This is a genomic window from Geobacillus sp. DSP4a, assembly GCF_013096875.1.
Lineage (GTDB): Bacteria > Bacillota > Bacilli > Bacillales > Anoxybacillaceae > Geobacillus > Geobacillus thermophilus.
In genome coordinates this window covers 1-23370 of the sequence record NZ_SDLD01000008.1, presented here as the reverse complement: position 1 = coordinate 23370, position 23370 = coordinate 1, and the positions used below count along the sequence as shown (strand labels likewise).

The 23370-nt window shown below is 55.5% G+C and carries 27 protein-coding genes, 2 pseudogenes and 1 other annotated feature; of the genes and pseudogenes, 2 read left to right on the top strand and 27 right to left on the bottom strand.

The window, feature by feature from the left end:
• Window positions 1-15 precede the first annotated feature (15 nt).
• Genes nadA through nadB form a run of 3 tightly spaced genes read right to left on the bottom strand, consistent with a single transcriptional unit; the run spans window position 16 to window position 3550 of the window.
• Window positions 16-1119, bottom strand: coding sequence for a quinolinate synthase NadA (nadA, locus tag ETC02_RS04440; RefSeq protein ID WP_049624749.1), 1104 nt, complete (start codon window positions 1117-1119; stop codon window positions 16-18).
• Window positions 1120-1134: 15 nt separating this feature from the next.
• Complete coding sequence (gene nadC / locus ETC02_RS04435) at window positions 1135-1965, bottom strand: carboxylating nicotinate-nucleotide diphosphorylase (protein WP_044744807.1); 831 nt, start codon at window positions 1963-1965, stop codon at window positions 1135-1137.
• Window positions 1966-1993: 28 nt separating this feature from the next.
• Complete coding sequence (nadB, locus tag ETC02_RS04430; protein WP_044744808.1) at window positions 1994-3550, bottom strand: L-aspartate oxidase; 1557 nt, start codon at window positions 3548-3550, stop codon at window positions 1994-1996.
• Window positions 3551-3654: 104 nt separating this feature from the next.
• Between nadB and ETC02_RS04425 the strand changes: the two genes are divergently transcribed.
• Together ETC02_RS04425 and ETC02_RS04420 are read left to right on the top strand one after the other, a co-directional pair.
• Window positions 3655-4800, top strand: coding sequence for an IscS subfamily cysteine desulfurase (locus ETC02_RS04425; protein WP_044744842.1), 1146 nt, complete (start codon window positions 3655-3657; stop codon window positions 4798-4800).
• On the top strand, window positions 4797-5336 hold the full coding sequence (locus tag ETC02_RS04420; RefSeq protein WP_033010958.1) for a transcription repressor NadR: 540 nt from the start codon (window positions 4797-4799) through the stop codon (window positions 5334-5336). The genes ETC02_RS04425 and ETC02_RS04420 overlap by 4 nt, the downstream gene beginning before the upstream one ends.
• Window positions 5337-5405: 69 nt before the next feature.
• Here the strand turns inward: ETC02_RS04420 and pheA are convergent, their stop codons facing one another.
• The 24 genes and pseudogenes from pheA to ETC02_RS04300 form a co-directional block, all read right to left on the bottom strand.
• Window positions 5406-6254, bottom strand: coding sequence for a prephenate dehydratase (gene pheA / locus ETC02_RS04415; RefSeq protein ID WP_050367610.1), 849 nt, complete (start codon window positions 6252-6254; stop codon window positions 5406-5408).
• A gap of 21 nt (window positions 6255-6275) precedes the next feature.
• Window positions 6276-6719 (bottom strand): ACT domain-containing protein, encoded by a 444-nt coding sequence (locus ETC02_RS04410; protein WP_033010955.1) that lies wholly within the window; start codon window positions 6717-6719, stop codon window positions 6276-6278.
• Between the two features lie 18 nt (window positions 6720-6737).
• On the bottom strand, window positions 6738-8039 hold the full coding sequence (obgE, locus tag ETC02_RS04405) for a GTPase ObgE (protein ID WP_033014266.1): 1302 nt from the start codon (window positions 8037-8039) through the stop codon (window positions 6738-6740).
• 94 nt (window positions 8040-8133) lie between these two features.
• A complete protein-coding gene (locus ETC02_RS04400; RefSeq protein WP_033010953.1) occupies window positions 8134-8694 on the bottom strand; it encodes a sporulation initiation phosphotransferase B in 561 nt (186 codons plus the stop codon).
• A gap of 177 nt (window positions 8695-8871) precedes the next feature.
• A complete protein-coding gene (gene rpmA, locus ETC02_RS04395) occupies window positions 8872-9162 on the bottom strand; it encodes a 50S ribosomal protein L27 (protein ID WP_008881065.1) in 291 nt (96 codons plus the stop codon).
• Between the two features lie 15 nt (window positions 9163-9177).
• Window positions 9178-9510: a ribosomal-processing cysteine protease Prp gene (locus ETC02_RS04390; protein WP_033010951.1), complete on the bottom strand. Its 333-nt coding sequence runs from the start codon at window positions 9508-9510 to the stop codon at window positions 9178-9180.
• Window position 9511: 1 nt separating this feature from the next.
• Entirely contained in the window at window positions 9512-9820 is a 309-nt protein-coding gene (gene rplU, locus ETC02_RS04385) for a 50S ribosomal protein L21 (RefSeq protein ID WP_033010949.1), read from the bottom strand.
• A gap of 15 nt (window positions 9821-9835) precedes the next feature.
• Window positions 9836-9915, bottom strand: a sequence feature (ribosomal protein L21 leader region).
• Window positions 9916-10060: 145 nt separating this feature from the next.
• On the bottom strand, window positions 10061-10921 hold the full coding sequence (locus tag ETC02_RS04380) for a M50 family metallopeptidase (protein ID WP_050367611.1): 861 nt from the start codon (window positions 10919-10921) through the stop codon (window positions 10061-10063).
• Window positions 10914-11681, bottom strand: coding sequence for a M23 family metallopeptidase (locus ETC02_RS04375; RefSeq protein WP_044744812.1), 768 nt, complete (start codon window positions 11679-11681; stop codon window positions 10914-10916). Before ETC02_RS04375 ends, ETC02_RS04380 begins: the two co-directional genes overlap by 8 nt.
• Before the next feature lie 253 nt (window positions 11682-11934).
• On the bottom strand, window positions 11935-12738 hold the full coding sequence (minD, locus tag ETC02_RS04370; RefSeq protein WP_033010585.1) for a septum site-determining protein MinD: 804 nt from the start codon (window positions 12736-12738) through the stop codon (window positions 11935-11937).
• 2 nt (window positions 12739-12740) lie between these two features.
• Window positions 12741-13433 carry a septum site-determining protein MinC gene (gene minC, locus ETC02_RS04365; protein ID WP_033010588.1) on the bottom strand — a complete coding sequence of 231 codons (693 nt, stop codon included), beginning with the start codon at window positions 13431-13433 and terminating at the stop codon, window positions 12741-12743.
• Window positions 13434-13473: 40 nt separating this feature from the next.
• The gene (mreD, locus tag ETC02_RS04360; protein WP_050367612.1) at window positions 13474-13992 is read right to left on the bottom strand and encodes a rod shape-determining protein MreD; all 519 of its coding nucleotides are present in this window, start codon (window positions 13990-13992) and stop codon (window positions 13474-13476) included.
• Complete coding sequence (gene mreC, locus ETC02_RS04355; RefSeq protein ID WP_047818804.1) at window positions 13989-14855, bottom strand: rod shape-determining protein MreC; 867 nt, start codon at window positions 14853-14855, stop codon at window positions 13989-13991. The genes mreD and mreC overlap by 4 nt, the downstream gene beginning before the upstream one ends.
• Window positions 14856-14875: 20 nt before the next feature.
• Window positions 14876-15898 carry a rod shape-determining protein gene (locus ETC02_RS04350; RefSeq protein ID WP_171698087.1) on the bottom strand — a complete coding sequence of 341 codons (1023 nt, stop codon included), beginning with the start codon at window positions 15896-15898 and terminating at the stop codon, window positions 14876-14878.
• Window positions 15899-16058: 160 nt separating this feature from the next.
• A complete protein-coding gene (gene radC, locus ETC02_RS04345) occupies window positions 16059-16739 on the bottom strand; it encodes a RadC family protein (protein WP_050367613.1) in 681 nt (226 codons plus the stop codon).
• A 139-nt stretch (window positions 16740-16878) separates the two neighbouring features.
• Window positions 16879-17466 carry a Maf family protein gene (locus ETC02_RS04340; protein ID WP_050367614.1) on the bottom strand — a complete coding sequence of 196 codons (588 nt, stop codon included), beginning with the start codon at window positions 17464-17466 and terminating at the stop codon, window positions 16879-16881.
• A 111-nt stretch (window positions 17467-17577) separates the two neighbouring features.
• Entirely contained in the window at window positions 17578-18693 is a 1116-nt protein-coding gene (locus ETC02_RS04335) for a hypothetical protein (RefSeq protein WP_063211562.1), read from the bottom strand.
• 116 nt (window positions 18694-18809) lie between these two features.
• Window positions 18810-19115 (bottom strand): annotated as a pseudogene (locus ETC02_RS04330) (pilus assembly protein PilE); the annotation flags it as partial.
• Between the two features lie 380 nt (window positions 19116-19495).
• Window positions 19496-19672 carry a type II secretion system protein gene (locus ETC02_RS04325; RefSeq protein ID WP_253264083.1) on the bottom strand — a complete coding sequence of 59 codons (177 nt, stop codon included), beginning with the start codon at window positions 19670-19672 and terminating at the stop codon, window positions 19496-19498.
• Window positions 19673-19693: 21 nt separating this feature from the next.
• The gene (locus ETC02_RS04320; RefSeq protein ID WP_063211558.1) at window positions 19694-20413 is read right to left on the bottom strand and encodes a hypothetical protein; all 720 of its coding nucleotides are present in this window, start codon (window positions 20411-20413) and stop codon (window positions 19694-19696) included.
• Window positions 20410-20985 (bottom strand): fimbrial protein, encoded by a 576-nt coding sequence (locus tag ETC02_RS04315; RefSeq protein WP_013144607.1) that lies wholly within the window; start codon window positions 20983-20985, stop codon window positions 20410-20412. Before ETC02_RS04315 ends, ETC02_RS04320 begins: the two co-directional genes overlap by 4 nt.
• Window positions 20975-21913 carry a type IV pilus biogenesis protein PilM gene (gene pilM / locus ETC02_RS04310; protein WP_015375504.1) on the bottom strand — a complete coding sequence of 313 codons (939 nt, stop codon included), beginning with the start codon at window positions 21911-21913 and terminating at the stop codon, window positions 20975-20977. Before pilM ends, ETC02_RS04315 begins: the two co-directional genes overlap by 11 nt.
• Window positions 21914-21934: 21 nt before the next feature.
• Window positions 21935-22681 (bottom strand): prepilin peptidase, encoded by a 747-nt coding sequence (locus ETC02_RS04305; RefSeq protein WP_171698086.1) that lies wholly within the window; start codon window positions 22679-22681, stop codon window positions 21935-21937.
• A gap of 510 nt (window positions 22682-23191) precedes the next feature.
• Window positions 23192-23370, bottom strand: a pseudogene (locus tag ETC02_RS04300) (IS1380 family transposase); the annotation flags it as partial.

Sequence of the window (23370 nt, the reverse complement as noted above, 5' to 3'; positions counted from 1 at the left end):
CGCCGGGTTGGGGAACTAGGCAAGAGCAAGCATGCGGTCAAGCGCCGCTTTCGCCTGACAGGCCACTTCGTTCGGAACGGTGATGCGGTTGACGACCACACCTTGTTCCAGTGATTCAAGCGCCCAAACGAAATGCGGCAAATCAATCCGATTCATCGTCAAACACGGACACATGTACGGATTTAAAGAAATAATCTCCTTATCCGGATGTTCGTTCTTTAACCGGTTGACCAAGTTCATTTCCGTCCCGATGGCCCATTGACTGCCGGGCGGGGCGTTGCGGATCATTTCGATAATATATTTCGTCGATCCGGCGTAATCCGCCTGCTGGACGACTTCCCAGCTGCATTCCGGGTGAACGATAATGTTCATTTCCGGTTTCGTCCTCCGAATTTGTTCGATTTGCCGGACGGTGAAGTTTTCATGCACCGAGCAATGCCCTTTCCAAAGGATGACTTTGACATTGTCAACCGGCCCGCTGCATTGCAGCGACTCTTCACGCGGATCCCAGACCGCCATCTCATCGAGACTGACGCCGAGCGCATAGGCGGTGTTTCTCCCTAAATGTTGATCCGGCAAAAAGAAAACCCGCTCTTTTTGCGAAAACGCCCATTTGACCATGTTTTTCGCGTTGGATGACGTCACCGTCGCCCCGCCATGGCGGCCGACAAACGCTTTAATCGCCGCCGTCGAGTTGACATACACAAGCGGGATGATCGTTTCGCCAAATAGATCCGTGAGCGCTGCCCACGCCCGCTCGACTTGGAAAAGATCAGCCATATCGGCCATCGAACAGCCAGCGCGCATATCGGGCAAAATGACCACTTGTTCCTCTCTCGTCAAAATGTCGGCCGTTTCCGCCATAAAGTGGACGCCGCAAAATACGATATACTCCGCTTCATCGTTTTTTGCCGCCAGTTGGGCCAGTTGAAGCGAATCGCCGGTCGCATCGGCAAACTGGATGACTTCATCTTTTTGGTAGTGATGCCCAGGGATAAACAAGCGGCGGCCGAGCCGCTCTTTTATCGACCGAGCGCGGGCCTCGAGCTCGCTTTTTTCCATCGTTCTATAGCGCTCTGGCATGTCATCGAGCCGTTTTAGCTGCTCCAGTACGTTCATTATTTTCTCCCCCCGTCATTGTAAATCAAAACTAATGTCAAGCGCTCGAGCGGAATGGGTTAAAAATCCGAGCGAAATGTAGTCGACGCCGGTCGCGCCGTACGCTGCTACGTTGGCGAGCGTAATTCCCCCGGACGCTTCGGTGATGATCGGCTTTGGCACGAGCCGGACAAACGAACGCACTTCATCCGGCGTCCGGTTGTCAAACATAATGACGTCTGCCCCCGCTTCGACCGCCTCGAGCACTTCCGCTTCCGTTTCCGTTTCCACCTCGATTTTCACCATATGGCCGAGCCGCTCCCGCACCGCTTTGACCGCGTCGGCGATCGATCCGCAAAAGGCGATATGGTTGTCTTTGATCATGACACCATCATACAAGCCAAAGCGATGGTTGTAGCCGCCCCCGCACGTGACGGCATACTTTTCAAGCATGCGCAGCCCGGGAGTTGTTTTCCTTGTGTCGCAAATGCGCGTATGACTGTCACCGAGCAAATCGACGGCTTGGCGCGTCACGGTGGCGATGCCGCTTAGGCGCTGAAGCAAATTCAAAATGACGCGCTCGCCGGACAACAGCGCTCTGACCGGGCCGGATGCAGCGGCGATCGCTTCGCCGGCTGCGACCCGCTCGCCGTCCCGTTTCATGATGGTTACTTCGACGCGCGGATCCAGCAGCTGATAGCCCGCCGCAATAATGCCGACGCCGGCCACCACCCCGTCCGCTTTGGCCATAAACATGCCTGATGCCCGTTCATGAGCCGGAAAAATCGTCTCGCTCGTCACATCGCCGTCGCCAATATCTTCAAGAAAAAACTGTCGCAACAGTTGTTCGAGCTTCAACCGGTTCATCTTTCATCCCTCCGTTTTCTTTGCCGCTTTACCTCCCAGCCCCAAGGCGGGCCCACTCTTCTTTCGTCCGCACGAGGCGCCGCCCCCGCCACTCCGGGCGTTCACGCGGAAAATCGCTCCGGTAATGGCCGCCGCGGCTTTCCGTGCGCCCAAGCGCTGATGAAGCGACAAGCCAGCCCACTAGCAACATATATCCTGTTTCAATCTCCTCTGCCGACAATCGTTCAAGGTCGCCATCCAGCCAATCCGGCAACGAAAACTGTTCCAACCAGTCGACCGCTTCGCGAAGCCGATCGCCGTTGCGGACGATGCCGACAAACGTTGACAGCTGTTCGCGGAGCAACGCCCGCTCTGGCAGCCGTGGTACAATCAAACGACGCGGGCTGGATGAATCCGCTCGGTGCACCGTTTCCGGCCACGCTGCTTGACGGCGGATGGCGCAGGCCGCACGGAATCCAAAGACGATCGCTTCAAGCAACGAGTTGCTCGCGAGCCGATTGGCGCCGTGCACGCCGGTGCATGCCGCTTCCCCGACAGCGTATAAACCGGGTACGGTCGTCTGCCCCCACTCATTGACGACGATGCCGCCCATGACAAAGTGGGCGCCCGGCACGACCGGAAGCCGGCCGGCTTCCCAATCGATCCCATGCGCTTCGCACAGCGCGGCAATCGTGGGAAAGCGGCGGCGAAAATGGGGGACAGCGGAAATATTCAAATAGACGCAGCCGCCGCGGTCAATCTCGGCAGCGATGGCGCGCGCGACGATATCGCGCGGCGCCAAATCGCCAAGCGGATGGACGCCGTCCATCACGCGCCGCCCGTCTTCCGTCTCTAACACCGCTCCCTCGCCGCGCACCGCCTCCGATACAAGCCCGACCGCTTTTCCCATGGCGGCCAACATCGTCGGATGAAACTGGATGAACTCCATATCCGCCACCGCCGCACCGGCGCGATACGCCATGGCAATGCCGTCGCCTGTTGCCGTTGGCGCATTCGAAGTAAACGTGTACAACCCCGCGCAGCCGCCGGACGCCAATACGACAGCGGACGCACGCCAGACCGAAACACGGCCGTCTTCCCGCTTCGTTTTCACCCCGACGCAACGGCCGTCTTCGATCAACAAGTCAATCACTTGTTCCCCCTCGACGATCGGCACACGGTCATTCAGCTGCTGAAGCAAAAACGAAACGAGCGCCTTTCCGGTTTGGTCGCCGCCGGCATGCAAAATGCGGCGGAAGCTGTGCCCGCCCTCAAGACCGACAGAAATCCGGCCTGATTCGTCGAGATCAAACGCCATGCCGGCGTTCATCCATTCCTGCAGCCGCTCCGGCCCCTCGCGGACGATGAGCTCAACCATTCGTTCATCGTTATGGAGACAACCGGCGGTCATTGTATCGTGAAAATGGCTGCGCCAGCCATCCCCTTCCGCCAACGCCGCCGCCACCCCGCCTTGCGCCCGCCATGAGTTGCTGTCCGATCGGCCTTTCTTTGTGAAGATCATCACATTTTCATGCCGCGGCAAATAGTAAGCGACCGTTAACGCCGCCAGTCCGCTGCCGACAATCACAACGCCGCCTTCTCCCATGTTGGGATGCTCCTTTCTTTTCACCTGTCTTGACATCTATATTTACACACATTTAAACTAATGGCAAGAGGTTTGCTGAAAAAAATGAAGTGAGGCGGGAAACGATGATTTATTTGGACTATGCAGCGACTACACCGATGTGCCAAGAAGCCATTGCGGCCTACGCCGAAGCAGCAGCTGTTTATTTTGGCAACGAAAGCAGCCTGCATGACGTCGGAACGAAAGCAAAACAACTGCTCACCTTATGCCGGCGCGAACTCGCCGCCATGATTAACGGAGAAGCGGAAGGGGTGTATTTCACAAGCGGCGGCACGGAAGCGAACGTGCTCGCGGTCCGTTCGCTCGTCGCCGCCCGCCGGCAGAACGGAAATCATTTGATTACGACGGAAATCGAGCACGCCTCTCTCCATCATCTGTTCAAACAGTTGGAAACAGAGGGGTACCGTGTCACTTACTTGCCGGTCGACCGTTTTGGACGCATCCGTCTCGAAGATTTGGAGCGGGCGATCACGCCGCAGACGATTCTCGCTTCCATCCAGCACGCCAACTCGGAAATCGGCACCACCCAGCCGCTTGCCGACATCGGCCGCCTGCTGCGGGCGCGCGGCGTCCTTTTCCATAGCGATTGCGTCCAAACTTTTGCTAAAATACAGCTAGACGTCAAAGCCATGGCGATTGACAGCATCTCGGTGTCCGCCCATAAAGTGTACGGGCCGAAAGGCGTCGGAGCGGTGTATATCGATCCGCGCCGCCATTGGAGTCCGGTGTTTCGGGGAGCGACGCATGAATCCGGCTTTCGCCCGGGAACGGTCAACGTGCCGGGCATCGCCGCCTTCATCACAGCCGCAAAGCAGCTGTACGATCGGATGGAAAGCGAGCAAGCGCACTTCGAACGGCTGCGCCGCCGGCTGCTTGACGCCATCACCGTCAAACAGCTGCCGATCACGGTCGAAGGCCATCCCGACTACCGGCTCGCCCACATTGTCGGTTTGACCGTTAACGGGTTGGACGGGCAGCTGGTGATGCTCGAATGCAACCGCGCCGGCATCGCCATTTCCACCGGCAGCGCCTGCCAGGTTGGACAGCAGGCGCCGTCGCGGACGATGCTCGCCGTCGGAAAAACGCCGGAAGAAGCGAAGCAGTTCGTCCGCATCTCCTTCGGCATGGCGACGACACAATCTGACATTGACGAACTCGTATCCACGCTCGAACAGATGATCTTGCCGCAAAAGGGGGGATGGACAGGATGAAGGAGGAAAAGAAAATTTTAGGGGAAGCAAGGCGTCAGCTCATTTTGCAGTGGCTGAAAGAAAGCGACACACCGCTTACCGGCGCCGAGTTGGCGGCGAAAACGAACGTCAGCCGCCAGGTGATCGTCCAAGACATTTCGCTGTTAAAGGCGCGCAACGAACCGATTATCGCGACAAGCCAAGGATATCTGTATTTAAAGCCGGCTGAGCCGGCCAAAACGTATACGCGAACGGTCGCCTGCTTCCATACGCCCGAGCGGACGAAAGAAGAGCTGTATTTGCTCGTGGACTGCGGCGTGACGGTGAAAGACGTCAAAATCGAACATCCGGTCTACGGCGACTTGACCGCGTCGATCATGGTCAGCAACCGCCTGGAAGTGGACCAGTTTATCGCCAAAATCGAAGCGACGAAATCGTCGTATTTGCTCCAGCTGACGGATGGGACGCATTTGCATACGCTTGAGGCCGACTCGCCGCTGAAACTGGATGCCGCCTGCCGCGCTTTGAAACAAGCCGGCTTTTTAATTGAAGCCTAAACGGAAACCGCATGCACGTAAAGAAAAAAAAACGCGGACAGGAACACACCGTTCGCGTTTTTCACTGTTTTAGGCAAAATAATATGGATAACTGCCCAACAGCTGCACCGTGCAGCCGAGCGCTTCGATTTCGGCGATCGCCCCCGGGATGAGGACGTCATCCATCGGCGCGTCGATGTCAATAATAAAGAAATAATTTCCAAGGCCCGTTTTCGCTGGGCGCGATTCGATTTTCGTCAAGTTGAGCCGCCGCCAGGCAAACGCCGACAGCACCTGATGGAGCGCGCCAGGATGGTCTTGCGGCAACATCACAACGACAGTCGTTTTGTCGCCGGCATAAAGCGGCGAGTTGGGCGAAAGCGGCTCATTCCGCCGGCTGACAACGATGAAGCGCGTATGGTTGTAGTCATAGTCGTGAATATTCTCTTGGACGATCACCAGCCCATATTCGTTGGCAGCGAGCCGGTTGGCGATCGCGGCCGCCGGCAAGTGGGGGTGTTCGCTCACAAATTTGGCGGCAGCGCTCGTCGATGTCATCGGCACTTGACTGGCGCCTTTGAGCACCGTATGTAAAAATTTGCGGCATTGGGCGATGGCGTGTGCGTGCGAGTACACCTCTTTCACTTCGCGCCAGTGTGGGGCATGATACGGGTGCACAAGCAAATGCTGCTCGATTGGGACGACAATTTCGCCGATGATCGGCAGCGGCTGTTCATGAATCAAATAATCGAGCGTTAAGTTGACCGACCCTTCCAATGCATTCTCAAGCGGCACAACGGCCGCCTTAATTTCCCCAGCGGCGGCGGCGTCGATGCAGTCGGGAATCGTATTGTACGGCTCGCGCGGCTCCGACGGAAACAGCGCCGCGACCGCCGCTTCGGTAAACGTCGCCTTCGGTCCTAAATAGCCGATTTTCATTTCGTTTGCCTCTCCCTTGCTTTAATACACTCCTGAACCGACAATTTCCACTTTTTCGACAAATTCAAGCCTTCTCAACTTCCCCAACAGGTCATCGATGTCTTCATGCATATCGTTCGTACTGACGGAAAGCGTCACGTTCGCCCGCCCTTGCAGCGGGATCGTCTGGTGGATCGTCAACACGTTGCAGCCGGCCGCCGCCACGACGCCAAGCAGCTGTGACAGCGTGCCCGAGCGGTCTTCCAAATGGAAAAACAACGTCACGATATTTTCTTTCGTCACCGCCTGAAACGGAAAAATGGCGTCGCGGTATTTGTAAAAGACGCCGCGGCTGATGTTCGCAAGTTGCGCCGCCTCGGCGACCGAGGCGGCTTTTTTCCGCTCAAGCAGCTGCTTAGCCAGCACGACTTTTTTCATCGCTTCCGGCAGGACATCTTCGCGCACCAAGTAAAATTTTTTCTCCACCGCACCTTCCCCCGCTTTTTACCGTTCATCCCAGTCGTCGACAAACTCAAACTCGTAATCGAGCAGCCGGACGGTGTCGCCGTCTTGCGCCCCGCGCTCGCGCAGCGCATCGTCCACCCCCATGGCTCGCAGCTGGCGGGCGAAGCGGCGCACCGATTCTTCACGCGAGAAATCGGTCATTTTCAACAGCTTTTCGATTTTATCGCCAGATAGAATAAACGCTCCGTCGCTGCCGCGGGTGATCGTAAACGGCGGCTTCTCTTTCTCATACTTATAGACGACGCGCTGCACAGCCGGCTCTTCCGGTTCATGGAGCGGGAACTCCGGCGTTGTTTCCAATAAATCCGCAATGGCAAACAAAAGCTCGCGCACCCCTTGCCTTGTCGCGGCTGAAATTGGAAAGACCGGCACCGCCTCGCCGACTTTCTCTTTGAAGCGGCGCAAGTTTTCTTCGGCACCTGGCATGTCCATTTTATTGGCGGCGACAATTTGCGGCCGTTCCGTCAAACGCAAGTTGTATTGCTTCAGCTCCTCGTTGATGACGACGTAATCGTCATACGGGTCGCGTCCTTCCACCGCCGCCATGTCGATGACATGGACGATGACGCGTGTCCGTTCAATATGGCGCAAAAACTGATGCCCAAGCCCCACCCCTTGATGGGCGCCTTCAATCAGCCCCGGCAAGTCGGCCATGACAAAGCTGCGGCCGTCTTCTGTTTCGACAACGCCTAGGTTGGGCACAAGCGTTGTAAAATGATATTCCGCGATTTTCGGCCGCGCGGCGGAAACAACCGACAGCAACGTCGATTTGCCGACGCTTGGGAAGCCAACAAGCCCGACATCGGCAAGCAGCTTCAATTCCAAAATGACGTTTCGCTCTTCGCCCGGCTCGCCGTTTTCGGCGATTTCCGGCGCCGGATTGGCCGCAGTCGCGAACCGGGTGTTGCCGCGCCCGCCGCGCCCGCCTCTGGCGACGACAAACCGCTGTCCGGCTTCCGTCAAATCGGCGAGCACCTCATTTGTATCGGCATCGATAACGACCGTCCCAGGCGGCACTTTGACGAGCAGGTCTTCCGCGTTTTTCCCATGCTGGTTTTTCGACATGCCGTTTTCGCCACGCGGCGCTTTAAAATGGCGCTGGTAGCGAAAATCCATTAGCGTTCGCAGCCCTTCGTCCACGACGAAGACGACGTCGCCGCCCTTGCCGCCGTCCCCGCCGGCCGGACCGCCTTTCGGGACGTATTTTTCCCGGCGGAACGCGACCATGCCGTTGCCGCCGTCCCCGCCTTTTACATAAATTTTCACTTGATCGACAAACATGGCTGTTCCTCCGATTCGCTTCCATCATGACAAAATGAGTGTAGCTAATATTTATTATTGTATACAGAGCCAATTCAATGCTGTCAATATGTGCTTACCAATAAGGCGACCCGGAGCCGAGCGGCAGCTCGAGCTCCACCGTCAATTCGTCCGCCCCGACAGCAAACGACACGAGCCGAAGCGGTGCTGATGGCTCACAGCGCTCGAGGCAGGCGCGAATGGCATCACCATCCCGCCATGCGCCGCGGCCGTCAAAAAAGAGCCCCACCCGCCCATCCGCAATCTCAATCGTCACGCATAAATGGTTTTCCGCCTGCTCATCGGCCTGCGCCTCAAGCAGACGAAAAAACCGGCGGCACCATTCGCTCAATTGTTCGTCATACGGCGACAAATCAGCCTCGCCGCCGACAATTTCATACTCAAGAAAAATCGGGTGCGGCTCCCAGTTGTACGTCATCATCAGCTCAGCAAACCGTTCGGCCTTTAAGTTCGTTAACCGCGTTTCCTGCTGCGCTTCGCCGATAATGCCGTTGATGATTTCTTGCACCCGCTCCACTTTATTGAGCGCCAAATGGCCTTTAATGAGCTGGATTTTGTTCAGCCAGTCATGGCGGGCATGGCGCATCACTTCGACGACAGTCCATCGCTTTTCCATGCAACGCTCCCCTATTCAATGCAGCGCAGCTTCCCGCGCCGCCTGTTGTTTCCTTCTCCCTTTTTAGAGAGGACAGTTTACTTTTACTATAGCATTTTCTGACAGCGAACGGGAGCGGTTTTTCGAGGGGAAAAAGAAAAACTCTAACCGCCACGGTTAGAGTTTTTCGAAACAATATTACGCTTCTTGACTGACCGGATAGACGCTCACGCGTTTGCGGTCGCGGCCGAGCCGTTCAAAACGGACGATGCCGTCGATTTTGGCGTACAGCGTGTCATCGCCGCCACGGCCGACGTTCAAGCCCGGATGGACTTTCGTTCCGCGTTGGCGGTACAAAATCGAGCCGCCCGTGACGAATTGGCCGTCAGCGCGTTTCGCGCCAAGGCGTTTCGCGATCGAGTCGCGGCCGTTTTTCGTCGAACCGACCCCTTTTTTCGAAGCGAAAAATTGCAAATCGAGTCTCAGCATGGCAGTCACCTCCTGCTACTTCCATGTTACACGGATGAATTTTCCGTAATCGCGTTCGATCGTCTTCAGCGAGACGACCATCGCTTTGAGCAAAAGCTGCACTTTTTCTGCCGTCGCTGCTTCTTCCAGCTCCGGAAGCTCACAGCGAAGATAGCCGCCGTCTTGGCCGAGCGACACATTCGGGCGGACGCCGGTGAGCTCCTCAATGGCGTTGATCGTGCCGAACGAAACCGCCGAAGCACCGGCGCATACAATGTCCTCTCCGCGTTTCGCAAAATGGGCATGCCCTTCCATCGTAAACGCGCGAATGCAACCGTCCGCCTCCCGTTCAATCGTGACGCGAATCATCTTATGCGTTGATTTTTTCGATCACGACTTTGGTGTACGGCTGACGGTGGCCTTGTTTGCGGCGATAGTTCTTTTTCGCTTTATATTTGAAGACGATGATTTTCTTTTGCCGGCCATGTTTTTGCACTTTCGCCGTCACGGTTGCGCCTTCGACCGTCGGGTTTCCGATTTTCACCGTTTCCCCGCCGATGAACAACACTTTGTCAAACGTGACCGTATCGCCTTCATTGGCATCCAATTTTTCAATGTAAATTTCTTGGCCTTCTTCCACTTTCAATTGTTTGCCGCCAGTTTCGATAATTGCGTACATGCATCGCACCTCCTTCATAATACTCAGACTCGCCAGCGTCAAGGCGGTTCCGGATGGAACGCTTCACAACCCGCGCTGAGCGGTTGTAGTACGGGTGCGTCTTTTTGCGACAGCCGCCCTCTTTTGTCCTTTCCGAAAGGGACAAAAAGTCTACAATGTCATTTATAGTAACATAGAAACAGCCCATCGTCAACCACTATTTTCCCCACAAAAGCCAACAAAAAAGCGGCGGTCGCCGCTTTAATAAATGAGTGCACCTAGCGGCGCATCGGTCCGCTTTTCCGCAAAAAACGCATGCAGCAGCTCATTTTCATCGAGCGTCATCCGCTCGCCGCTCCCGCCAGTGACCACGATCGCATGCTTTTGTCCACGGTAAAAGCGGTGCAGCACGGCCGAGATGCGCTCCTCGGCGGAGGCGGTGATCGTCTGCAGCCTTGTATAGTCGCCTTTTTTTCCGTAATACCGTTCAAGCAAAAAGCGCATCACGATATACGGATGCTGCTTCCACTCCTGCCAGACAGCATGCGCCAAAAAAGCGGCGATCACCCACAACTCCAACTGGCGCGGCGCCGCGACGAGCAAAAGGATCACGCCGACAACGAGCACCGCCGCTGAGATGGCGACCATATTCCGGTGCGCCTCACTGAACGGGCGGCGATACGAAAGCAGCAAAAACAACAGTTTGCCGCCATCAAGCGGCCAAACCGGCAGCAGGTTCAGCCCGAAGACAGCAACGTTATAACGAAAAAACAATTCCCAGCTCCCGTCATCCATCCAACCGGCCTTCCAGAAAAAAAACGCTGCGGCCCCGAGCCAAAGATGCTGCGCCGGCCCGGCGAGCGTCACGATCCACTCCTCGCGAAACGGCCGGTTTCCATGCTCTTCCACTTCCGCTACCCCGCCAAACGGCAGCAGCAAAATCCGTTTCACCCGCCACGAAAAAAACGCCGCGGCCGCCGCATGGCCGAGCTCATGAACAAGGACGATAAAAAACAGCAAACAAAGCTGCTTAAAATGGGCGGTCAGCACCGCCATGCCGCCGATCAGCCATAACAACGGATGAACGTGCAGTTTGCCAAGCAGCCCGATATACTTATTCAAAGGAGATCACCTGGATGGGGTCAATAAATTTATCTCCCTGCTTAATGGCAAAATAAAACAGCCCTTTTTGGTTATCCGTTTCGCTCGCTTGGACGGTGCCGATCTCTTTTCCCATTTCGACAAAATCGTATAGTTTCACCGATATCGTCCCTAAATGGCCATACCACGTCTCGCTGCCGTCGGCATGCTGAATGACGACTGTTTTCCCGAGATTCTCTTTCATACCGGAAAAGGTGACGATCCCTTCTTTCATCGCTTCCACACTTTCGCCGTTTGCGGTTTCAATCATCACCCCTTGGCCGTTTTTTTCAAAGCTCTCCAGCACGCGGCCGGATGCGGGCACCGCGTATGATGAGGCAGTTTTTGTTTCTTGTTCTTTTTTCGGTGCAAAAAAGGCGAGCGGCTCGCCAAACGTTTGTTCATACCAAGCCGAGACAGCGGCGAACTGAAATTCCGTCTCCATCGTCCGAGCGACAAACTGCCGGGCCGGCTCGAGCGAAGCGGACGGATGTTTGAACAAAATGGCGGTGACGAGCACAAGGCAAGCGGCGATGAGCGTTTGAAAAAGAAACCACTCTTTGCGGAACAGCGGGTGCGGCCCCGATTCAAACGAATAGCGGTCGTACGTAACGACCGGCAGCCCGTACCGCTCTTCATCCGCCATCCCCCACTCCGGTTCCCTTCGTTCCCGCACCTGGTAACGGCGCTCTTTCCGCCGCTGTTCAATCCGTTTTTTCATCTCCCGAACGCGTCGGTCCATACGTCCCCCCTCCACCTTTCTAACAACGTTTGTACTAGTTTATGAGACAACCCGTTTGAATATGAGCAGGCGTTTTTCGCGGCGCTGAATCTGCCCATCGGTGCAGACGTGATCAGCCGCGGCGGCGAAAAATGATGGTTTGCGACTCAAAAGGCGGTGAAAAGCAGGCTTTTCGCACAGCTTGGCGGCGCTTGGCACAGACGAGGGGCAAAACAAAAAGGGCAATTTCCCTACCGGAATTGCCCTCATTCCTCTATTTCAGGCTAAATATTTTTCGAATCTTTGAGAACAACCCTTTCTCCTCTTCCTCAAGCGGCGGCAGCGGCACCGATTCGCCGAGGATGCGGCGGGCGATGTTGCGGTAAGCGATCGACGCCTTGCTGTTAGGGTCGAGCACGATCGGTTCGCCGCGGTTCGACGCTTTGATCACGTTTTCATCGTCGACGATAATGCCGAGCAGCTCGATCGACAAATGCATGACGATTTCATCGACATCGAGCATATCTCCGTTTTTCACCATATGGCTGCGAATGCGGTTGATGATCAAGCGCGGCGGCTTGACGTGCTCTTCCGCTTCAAGCAAGCCGATGATGCGGTCGGCGTCGCGGACGGCCGACACTTCCGGCGTCGTGACGACGATCGCCTCATCCGCGCCGGCGACGGCGTTGCGGTATCCTTGCTCAATGCCAGCCGGACAGTCGATGAGCACATAGTCGTATTCTTGCTTCAGCTGCTCGATCAGCTCTTTCATCTGCCCCGGATTGACCGCCGATTTATCGCTCGTTTGCGCAGCCGGCAGCAAATACAAATGGTTCTCGAACCGCTTATCTTTGACAAGCGCCTTTTGCACGGTGCAGCGCCCTTCGACGACATCGACTAAGTCGTAAATAATGCGGTTTTCAAGCCCCAGCACAACATCAAGGTTGCGCAGCCCGATGTCCGTATCGACCAGGCACACCCGCTTCCCCAAAATGGCAAGGGCCGTCCCAAGGTTCGCGGTCGTCGTCGTTTTGCCGACGCCGCCTTTCCCGGAAGTGATGACGATCGCTTCTCCCACGGTCACATTCTCCTTTCTAAGCGCGTCAAATTCGGCCGCAAATGCATGAGCAGCTGCAAGCGGTCGACAACAATCTGGTTATGTTCATCAACATAAGCGCATTCCATTTCATTTCCTTCGTCCGTTTTGTAGTCGGGAGCGCGGTTCATCACATCGCCGATGCGCAGCTGCATCGGCTTCATCACCGACGCGGCGATGACAGCTTCTTTGTTCCCGCTATACCCAGCATGAGCAATGCCGCGCAAAGCGCCGAGGATGAAAATGTTCCCCCCGGCGATGACTGTTCCGCCAGGGTTGACGTCGCCGATCAGCAGCAAATCCCCTTCGACATGAAGCACTTGCCCGGAACGGACGATGCGCGGGACAGCCGAAATTTTCATTTTTTGCACCCATTCGAGCGCTTCCGCTTTCGATATGACATTGCTTTCGATTGAATCGACGACCAAGTTTTTGGAACGGCGGATGAGCGCGCGCAGCTCCTCTTCTTGTTCGGGCGTCAAGTAACGATTCCCGACTTTGAGATGCACGGAGACGAGCGGACTGTTTGGCGCAACGCCGGCGCGTTTGATGAGCCGCTCTTCGATTTCTTTCAACAAGTCCTCGTACGAACAGCGGTCATCCAACTGCAGCGTCAGCCCGTCTTTCGTCCCTTTAATCGTCACGTACTGCTGCTTTTGCTTTGCCACAACGTTCACCCCAACGAATAATTCTACAAAACGGGCCGTTTTTCCTCTTTTATTCTTCCTGCTCCGACCGGCGAATTTTTGCCATCCACCGTTCAAGCGGGTGCAAAAAGACGAGCAAAAACACGGCGTTTAACAGCAGCGTTGGCCATAAGCGGCGCCCCCAAAAGACGGCAAACGGCCAATCCGTCCGTCCGATCAACAGCTGGATGCCGTACACATAACTGTCAAGCACCGCGACAGCCAACAACGACAACAAAAAAAGAACGAGCCAGTTCTGGTGAAGCCATCTCATCACTTTGCCCGCTCCATAGGCGATGAGCGCATAGGCAAACGCGTAAACGCCGAGCAGCTCTGTGTAGACGACGTCATACAGAAACCCGAAGATAAACCCGTACCCCATCGCCCGCGTTCCGCCGAAGTGCACAGCCATCAGCACCAAAAAAATGAGAAAAAAGCGGGGAACAAAAAAATACCGGATGTATACATCGCCTTTCGGCCATACATCAACCAAAATGCTTTCACTGACAAAACATAACACCGCAAGGAAAGGGAGACGCCACTTGTTCACTTTGCCTCCTCCTCTTCTTGCAGTGTTGCATCGATCGTCCGTTTCACAATCATAACGTCGTCCACATCGTACAAGTTGGCAAACGGCTTGACATAGATGACTTGCGTCAGCCCGTACTGATCCGGTTTGACTTCCGTCACTTCACCGATCGGCAATCCCTTTGGAAACACGCCGCCGAGGCCGGAAGTCAATACTTTTTGCTTCTCCTTCACTTTGGCGTCAATTGGAATTTCGCCAAGGATCAGTTCGCGTCGTTTGCTGTCATACCCTTCAATTAAGCCGAATACATTTTCGTTTCCTTGGACATACGCGGAAATGCGGTTGTTTTGGTCAAGCGCGCTCAACAGCTGGACGGTGGATGTGAATTGGGAAGCATGCTGCACTTTGCCGACAAGTCCAGCCGGGGTAATGACGGCCATATCTTTTTTCACCCCGTGTTGCGCACCTTTGTTGACGATCACCGTCTCCCGCCAACGGTCTGGATTCCGTCCGATCACGGTCGCTTGAATGGGGATAAAATCGCGCAAACTCTCTTTTTTATCGAGAAGCGCCCGCAACCGTTCGTTTTCCTGGCGCAGCGACTCCACTTCGGCCTGCAGCGCCGCATACTCCTCAAGCCTCGCCTTCAGCAATTGATTTTCCTCATATGTATGGCGAAGGTCGCTCACATTTTCAAGGAAGCCCGCGACCACTTGCGCAGGCTTCCCGAACAGAAGCTGGACAAAGCCAACCGTGTCTTTCACAAACTGCTCCGGCCACGTCAACTCTTCGCGGCTGCGCAGCGAAAACCCGATCAACATGACGAGAATGACGATGCTGACAAGCAAAAAAATGAGGCGCTTATTTCCGAAAAACTGTGGCATGCGTCGGCACCTTCTTGCTGTCAGCGATGGTCTCTCGCCTTGTTTTTGAACAAGTCGATGTGGTCGAGCGCTTTTCCTGTGCCGATGGCCACGCAGTCGAGCGGATTTTCGGCGACGATGACCGGCATATCCGTTTCTTGGCTGATGACCTTGTCCAAATTGCGCAACAAAGCTCCGCCGCCCGTCAGGACGATGCCGCGGTCCATAATGTCGGCCGCCAGCTCCGGCGGCGTTTTTTCGAGCGTGTTTTTCACCGACTCGACGATCGCATAGACCGTATCGTGCAGCGCCTCAGCCACTTCTTCGGCGCTGATTTCGATCGTTTTTGGCAGCCCAGTGAGCAAGTCGCGGCCGCGAATTTCCATGTTTCCGATTCCTTCCGGATTTCCGGCTGAGCCGATCTCGACTTTAATCGCCTCCGCCGTCCGTTCTCCGATCATCAAATTGTACGTTTTTCGGATGTATTGAATGATCGCCTCATCCATTTCATCACCGGCAATGCGGATCGACTGGCTCGTCACGATGCCGCCGAGCGAAATGACCGCCACTTCGGTCGTGCCGCCGCCGATGTCGACGACCATGCTGCCAGTCGGCTCCCATACCGGCAAGTTAGCGCCGATTGCAGCCGCAAACGGCTCTTCAATCGTATAGGCGTCGCGCGCTCCGGCCTGGCGCGTCGCATCGATGACCGCCCGCTCCTCTACGGCCGTGATGCCGTACGGCACGCATACCATCACATACGGCTTGCTGGCAAACAACCCTTTCGTTTTGACGGCCTTGCGAATGAAATATTTCATCATCGTCGCCGTCGTTTCATAATCGGCGATGACGCCGTCTTTCATCGGACGAAGCGCCACGATGTTGCCCGGCGTGCGCCCGATCATGTTTTTCGCCTCGTTGCCGACCGCAACAATTTGCTTCGTGTCGCGCTGAATGGCGACGACGGACGGCTCGCGCAAGACGATCCCTTTTCCTTTGACATAAACAAGCGTGTTCGCTGTCCCTAAATCGATCCCAAGATCTTTCGTTCCAATCCCAAACATATCGTTGATCTTCCTTTCCGAAACGAAATGCGTATTATCATTTTTCTATTGGCCAAATTGGTCGGATGTCAGTCATTTATAAATTGTACAGCACCGCCTAAACGGATTCGGAAAAACTCATAGTTGATATTATAACTGATTCGACAAAAAATGAGAACCGTTAGACATAGCCTTTTTCTTTCAGACTGATGAATTTTTGATCGCCGATGATAAGATGGTCCAACAGCTCGATGCCGATAATGCGGCCGCATTCCGCGAGCCGTTTGGTGACATCGATGTCTTCGCGGCTTGGGGTTGGATCACCGGAGGGGTGGTTGTGCACGCAAATGACAGAGGCGGCGGATCGTTTGATCGCCTCTTTAAACACTTCGCGCGGGTGGACAATTGAAGCGTTTAAGCTGCCGATGAACACCGTTTTGCGATAAATAACTTGGTTTTTTGTATTCAAATAAATCGCAACAAAATGTTCTTGCGACAAAAACCGCATATCTTCCATCACATATTTGGCTCCGTCCTCCGGACAGCGGATCACATAGCGGTCGTTGTAGCCGGATTGGTGGATGCGGCGGCCGAGTTCCAACGCCGCCAAAATTTGCGCCGCTTTTGTCGGCCCGATTCCTTTAATATTCGTCATTTCTTCCACTGTTGCGTCTTTGAGCAGCCTTAGCCCTTCAAAGTGGCGAAGGAAGCGTTGGGCAAGCTGCACGACCGACTCGTCCTTCGTTCCGGTGCGCAACAAAATCGCCAGCAGTTCATGGTCTGCCAAGCTTTCCGGCCCCGACGACAACAGCCGTTCGCGCGGACGGCTGTCTTTCGGCACATCGCGGATCATCCACGCCATTGTATTCCTCCCTTTTCGTATTTTTGTTCGACCAAACGGCTGGCGCGCTGCGGGCGCCCAGCTGCTTGGCCACATCGCGTCCCCATGCCGTCTCGCGGCCATGGCGAAGCCCCAGACTGAACATCCTTTGCTGAAACAATCACGTCTCCATTCCGTAAGGCGGCCATCCAAGCCGGCGCAGCTCCCGTACCGTCCGCGACAGCGGCAAGCCGACGACCGTCAAATAATCCCCCTCAATCCGCCTGACAAACAAGGCGGCCCGTCCTTGAATGCCGTACGCCCCCGCCTTGTCCATCGGCTCTCCGGTGGCGATGTAGGCTGTGATTTCCTCATCGCTCAACTCCCAAAACGTCACCGCTGTTTTTTCAGCGAACGACACAATCTCTCCGTGCGGCGCCGCGATCGCGACACCGGTCCAAACATCATGCGTTCGTCCGGACAAAAGCCGCAGCATGTCAAACGCTTCTGTTTCGGTGCGCGGTTTTCCCAACAAGCGTCCGTTGCACACGACGATCGTGTCGGCGCCAAGAACGAAGGCACCGGGCGCAGACGGCGCGACCGCTTCCACTTTCCGGCGGGCCAGCAATTGAACGGCTGCATCGGGCGGCATTCCGGGGGGGATTGTCTCATCGGCCTGGCTTTCCTGCACGTCAAACGCCCAGCCAGCCAGCTCGAGGATTTGCCTGCGGCGCGGGGAACGGGAGGCAAGCACGAACCGTGGGGGCATCGTCATTCTCCTTTCCTTCGTTTCGGTTCGGAAGATTCATTTGTATCGTAGCAAATTTTGCGGTGAAAGGCAATTTCTGCAGGCGGGCGAAAAAACAAAAAACGGAGCCGTTCAGCTCCGCAGGGGAACCAACTCCATGTAAACGGCAAGCGCCTCAAGCAGCAGCTGCTGGGTTTTGTTCAGCAGCTCTTTTTCCTCCCCCTCCTTGTAGGCAACAAGCGCCAAATACGCCTGCTTCAGCGACTCGGCATATTTCTTGACCGTGTTGTCGTTGGGTGTTTCGCTTTTTTCAAACGAGCCGTACACCTTGCTCAGCGCCTTCCATTCCCCGTCGCTCACATCCTTGCCGGCGAGCAAAGCGGCGGAAACTGCTGCCATGCTTCCGTATAGCGCCTCTCCTTTTTGGACGATATCCGACCGGCGCGCCTTCGTGTCGGCCGCAAACGACAGCTCCTTCACGTACGTGCTCGGCACCGCTCCTCGGTATTGGTCGTTGACCGCCCGCAGCGCTTCCTTATCCGCGCCAACCGCAATATAGAGAGCCGCCGGCTGTTTTCCAGCCACCACGACCGGCACGTCGGCCTGTCGAATCGATTCGGCTGCCCGCGCCGCCGAATCCGCATTTGAGTAGACGCCGGCCTGAATGACATCGACCGAAAACGGGGCGGGCAACTCGCTTTCCGCACGTCCTCTGCCCGAAACCGCTCCATCCTCCGTCAGTTCTGTCAACGCTTCCGCCGCCGGCGATGGCTCCGCTTTTTCCTTCGGGACAAGACGAAGCATCACCATGCCAAATGCCATGCCGACAAGCGCCGCGACTGCCGCCGCGAGAAACAGCGGCTTGACGTGCGACGGCAGCCACGGCCGGCGCGTTTTGCCGACTTTCTTCTTGGGGACTGCCTCTGAAACGGAAAAGATCGGTTCATCAGCTTCCATAGCGGCAGCCCCCTCCTTTTCAGCAACGGCCATCACTTCTGTTTCCGTTTCTTGTCCGCCGTTGCGCCCGCGATCCGTTGCGTCTCCACCGTCTGGAAGGCTGCCCCCCTGCCGAGGGCTGAGCGAAAGGTGTCCGACCGAGGTTCCACCAACGGAAGAAGCGGCCGGCGAAGCCGCTCTGTGCTTCTGTCCGCCGGGTTCATCCTGTTGCTCGTCCGATGGTTGTTCAATGGTAAACGGCCGCGATTGTCCGTTAATGTTCACCGTAATGCCCGGACGCTGCTTGTCCATTTTGCCACCGTCCTTTTTCACACTTCGATTTCTTTCGCCTATCTTACCATAAAGAGAAAAAAAAAGAACAAGACATTTGTCGCCTTGTTCCTGCTTCTTTTCTTCATTTTCCGACATTATCGGTCACGAATCATCTCCGTCCCCAGCGCTTCGACAGGAATCGGCTGCTCGCGCCCCTCATAGGTGCAAAGCTGCTTTGTCTCGCCTTTCAAGCAGACAGCGTACTCAATCCCGCCGTCTTCCCGCTTTGTGGCAAGCACGTACGATGGATTTGTTTCCGGCGGCAATACATTTCCGGTAAACGGATCTTCGATTGGATCCAACAAACCGTTGCCCACCAATTCGCCATACAACAATATGGCAGAAGAACGGGCTGGCAAAAACTCCACTTTTTCCGCGCCGACATACAGCCGCGCCGCTTCATCCTATTTCGCGCAGGAGACTCCCACTTCAACGACCAAAGGGAGTAAGTGGGAGAGGAATGCGCGTTCCCCTTTTCTTTTGTGTATGATATAATAAAGGCGTGGAGAAAACCGTTTAATAAAGGCACTCCAATAACGGCTACTCGATGTATGGAGTTGGTTACAGGAAACGTTGTAACCGTAAAACATCGAGCGTAGATCCGTCTGTTGTGTGTGGAAGCCAAGTACTGCCAACAGACACACCGAGAGAATCGGTAACGATGCAGGCATGACCTGCGTCGTTGGGTAGTTGTCAACCTGCCCTGATGCAACCCCAAGTCAAGGAAGGAGGACGAAGTCCGCTTGTACTTCTGGGGAGTTGCAAGCCCCCACTTCAAGCGTTAGCTAAGTGGGGGTAGTTGACATAGTCCATACGCATTGGAAACAAACGCCCGCTCGCGCGCACGGTCGATCACCGTCCACATAGCAAGACCGACGATCATCGCCACAATGCCGATGATCACAAGCACAGCCAAGAGCTCGATGAGGGTCATTCCCCTCTTCATGCGAATGAGCATATCGGACTTCCACCATCCTCTCTATCGGTCCGAAGACGGCGCCACCTCCACGAGCGGATTGTCTTTACCGCTTGGCGGAGGGACATCGCGGATGGGAATGAGCTGCTTCCATTTCTCAAGCTGCGGCGCGTAAAAGGCGCGGACATTGATGGAATAGGCGAGCGGTTGCACGTCGACAGCGGTGGACGTCAACTCCGGCGGGCCGGTAAACGTCAATCCTTCCACCGCCAAAATGCGCTCGGAGTGCTCAAGCACCTCTAAAAACCGTTCAAGCTGATAATAGGAGGGAGATTCCACCGTCAATTGGGCGGTAATAGACTGGATGCCGCTTGGAGGAATCAACGCCTTGTCTCCGGACGCCTTGCTTTCCGCTCCATTCGCGTTCCCTTGCGAAGGAGATTCTCCGGTTCCTTGCCCTTCAGCGAAGCTGACGCTCAATAGCCGGCTGTCAGAAATATATTCCGCTTTTTGAAACGTCAGCAACAGTTGGTCGGCGAACGGGCGCACCGGCACTTTCCTCTGCAAAGCCGCCAGGCTCTCTGCCGTTTCTTCTCGATTCCCCGCCGCCTGCTTTTTCATTGCAGCCAACACGTTTTTCTCGCTTTGTACGACCGCCTCGAGCCGATCCATTTGTTCGTAGCGCGGCATGAGCACAAAAACATAGAAAGCGGCAAACAAAAGAGCGGCAAGAAGAAACACCCCGGTAAACACGAGCGGCCATTTTCCAAAACGGCCCATCATTCGTTGTCCCCCTCTTTTCCTGTCGGCTGAAGTTCCAGCTCATATTGCGCGATATACCGCGGCACGATCGTTTCCCCCTCTGCCCCGCCGCTTTCGCCGCTGGCCGAGATGCCGGTCAATTTGACGGCTTTGACCAAATGAACTTCCTCAAGCCGATCTAAATAATAGGCCGCTTCTTCCGCCGCATCAAACTGCACTGTCATCGTCACCGTCTTTTGACCAGCATACGAAAAGTTCATGATAAAGCCGCGCTCCGGCAGTTGTTTGGCCAACGCACGCAACAGCGGCACCGTTTTGAGCGGATAACGGTTCGCCCATTCGACCGCTTTAGCAAGCTCTTGCTCAGCTTGCTGCTGCTCCGTCGTTTTTCCCTTCGCCTCCATCGCCGCCTGCTCGGCGCGCACTTGCCGAAGCTCCCCTTCAAGCGCCGCGAGCCGTTGATTCGCACGCTCCATCAGCCAGTAGCCTCCCCCAGCGCCAAGCAGCAGAAGCAAAACCGCGAAGGCCGCCAGCACGGCGCCCGCCGCACGGCGCGGCTCTTTGCGCGGCAGCAAGTTGATGTCAACGATCATGGTCAGCCATTCCTTCTTTCAACGCCAATCCCCAGGCGAGATGATAACGGTCCGGCAACGGATCAATCGAGCGAGAAAGCCGCTCCGGCGGCACATCAAGCCGCTCTGACATAACGGCAAACACATCGTCAAGCCGCGGATGGTCGCCGGTGAGGAAGAGGCGCGTAATTTGCTGTTTTCCTTGCTGGATGGAAAACGAATAAAAGCTCATCATCCGCTCGATTTCTTTATACACGTCAATAAACGGGTCGACGATCGCCGCCGTCGGCTCCCCGGGCGCCTCAAGCGGCACATGGCGCATAAACTGCGGCAAATGGCGGTGGAAGACGCTCAAATTGACAGCCGATTCGTCAAACTGGACAAGCAAAATGTGGTCGTCCGCCGCGGCTTGTCCGGCAACAAAAAACGGGCGATAGGCGCAAAGCGGGGACACATCGGCCGCCACCGGGCGCAGGCCTGCGTCTTCCAAGAGCGCCGCATATTCGGCCACCGCCTCTTCCGGCGCGGCAAACAACAGCACGTTCAGCACCTCGTTTGTTCTCTCGGCCACGACGTAGTCAAACACCGGATCGGCGAACGGAAGCGGAATCGATTCACCAAGCTCCATAAACAAATAGCCGCGTATGTCCTCGTCCGACAAATGAGCGGGAAGCGGCAAATGGCGGATCATCACAAACGGATCGGGAACGACAAAGCGGACACGCCGCCCGTCAAGTTTCCATTCGTCAACACATTCGTCCAAAATCATCGCCAACGTTTCCCGATCGGCGATTTTTCCATCGCGAATGATGCCGGGCGGCAAGGCTCGCTCGCCCCATCGCCTCGCCTCGGGCGGCTGCCCCGGCTTTGCTTCCACATAGCGCAGGACATGATCTTTGATGATGATGTTCGCCTGTTTCGCCTTTCGCCGCCATAACGCCATCTTCATTCCGCTTCCTTTCTGCCGTCTTTACATCATGAGTGAAATATACGCGCGCACGATCGCTTCTCCGAAGAAAAACGCGGTCAACGCCCCGAGTGCGATCGCCGGCGCAAACGGCATCGGCTTGCCGCGCCGCACGCGGCCCAACGCCATGCCGACAAGCCCGATCACCGTTCCGTACAACGTCGCCAAGAAAAACGCGAGCAACACCATTTTCCAACCGAGCACAAACCCAAGCACGGCAAACAGCTTCACATCGCCGCCCCCCATCCCGCCTTTGGACAAAACGGCGATCAGCCATAAAAGCGAAAATCCGACCGCCGCCCCAAGGAGCATATCGGCCCACGGCAAAAACGGGATCACAAGCCGTTCAACCAAAAACAAACCGGCAAACACCAAAAGCACCCGGTCGGGGATGAGCATGTAGCGAAGGTCGGAGACGACAATGATGGCAAACAAGCTGATCAACGTCCACGCCACAACGAGCCGCCCGCCCCAGCCGACCCACATCGGCGCGGCCGTAAACAAGGCAGCGGTGGCCAATTCCATCGCCGGGTAAAGGGGGGAGATGCGCCCCCCGCACCCTTTGCACCGCCCGCGCTGCACGACATACGACACAACCGGAATGAGCTCCCCCGCCGATAGCGTCCGTCCGCACGCCGGACAATGCGACCGCGGCCTGATGATTGACTCCCCGACCGGCACCCGCAGCCCGACAACGTTAAAGAACGAGGCGAGGAGGAGGGAGTAGAGGAAAATACTTAACTCTACCATTTCTAAACTAACCTACGTAAAACACCTTTTATGAACGGACTTCAGAACGTTTCAAATTATCTTCCGCAACAGCTTTCTTGTCATTTTCTGTTTGCACCCCGCGTTGCGCATTTACTAGTTTTACGCGATAATAAAGTTTATTATTATCATTTATGATAATGACATAAGACCCGGAACCCGGCTCATCCACAGAGCCATCTTTAATTGGACTTCCGCTTACATCAAGATCAGCAGTAATTTGATCCGTCCCAGGAATGGCCTCTGTATAGCCATTTTGAGTTTTGTCAGGATCTTTTACAGTCCCTGAATCCGTGATGGTTGGAAATCAACTTTGATTTTGGTGTTAGTTCTATGGATATATGATCCATACATCCCTTTTTTTGATGATTCCCTGCACCACTTTCATGTTTGAAAACGAGATAAATCCTCTTTTATGGAGATACAAACCAAAAAAGAGACAAAAAAAGTACAGGGGGGAGTGATGGATATGAGTACCCGAACATCTGTTTGTTATCTTGCCTCTTTCCATTTTTGATACACATTCAGTAGGAGTATACTGTACCCACTCCTTCGCGTCAGTTTCATCCAGATCTGTCGTGATCGACGGACGAGTCGCCCTGCCATCGTGATCACCGTCTGAATAATCGTCTTGATGCGACGGCGTTTCACTTTGTGGTGCAACGGATGTC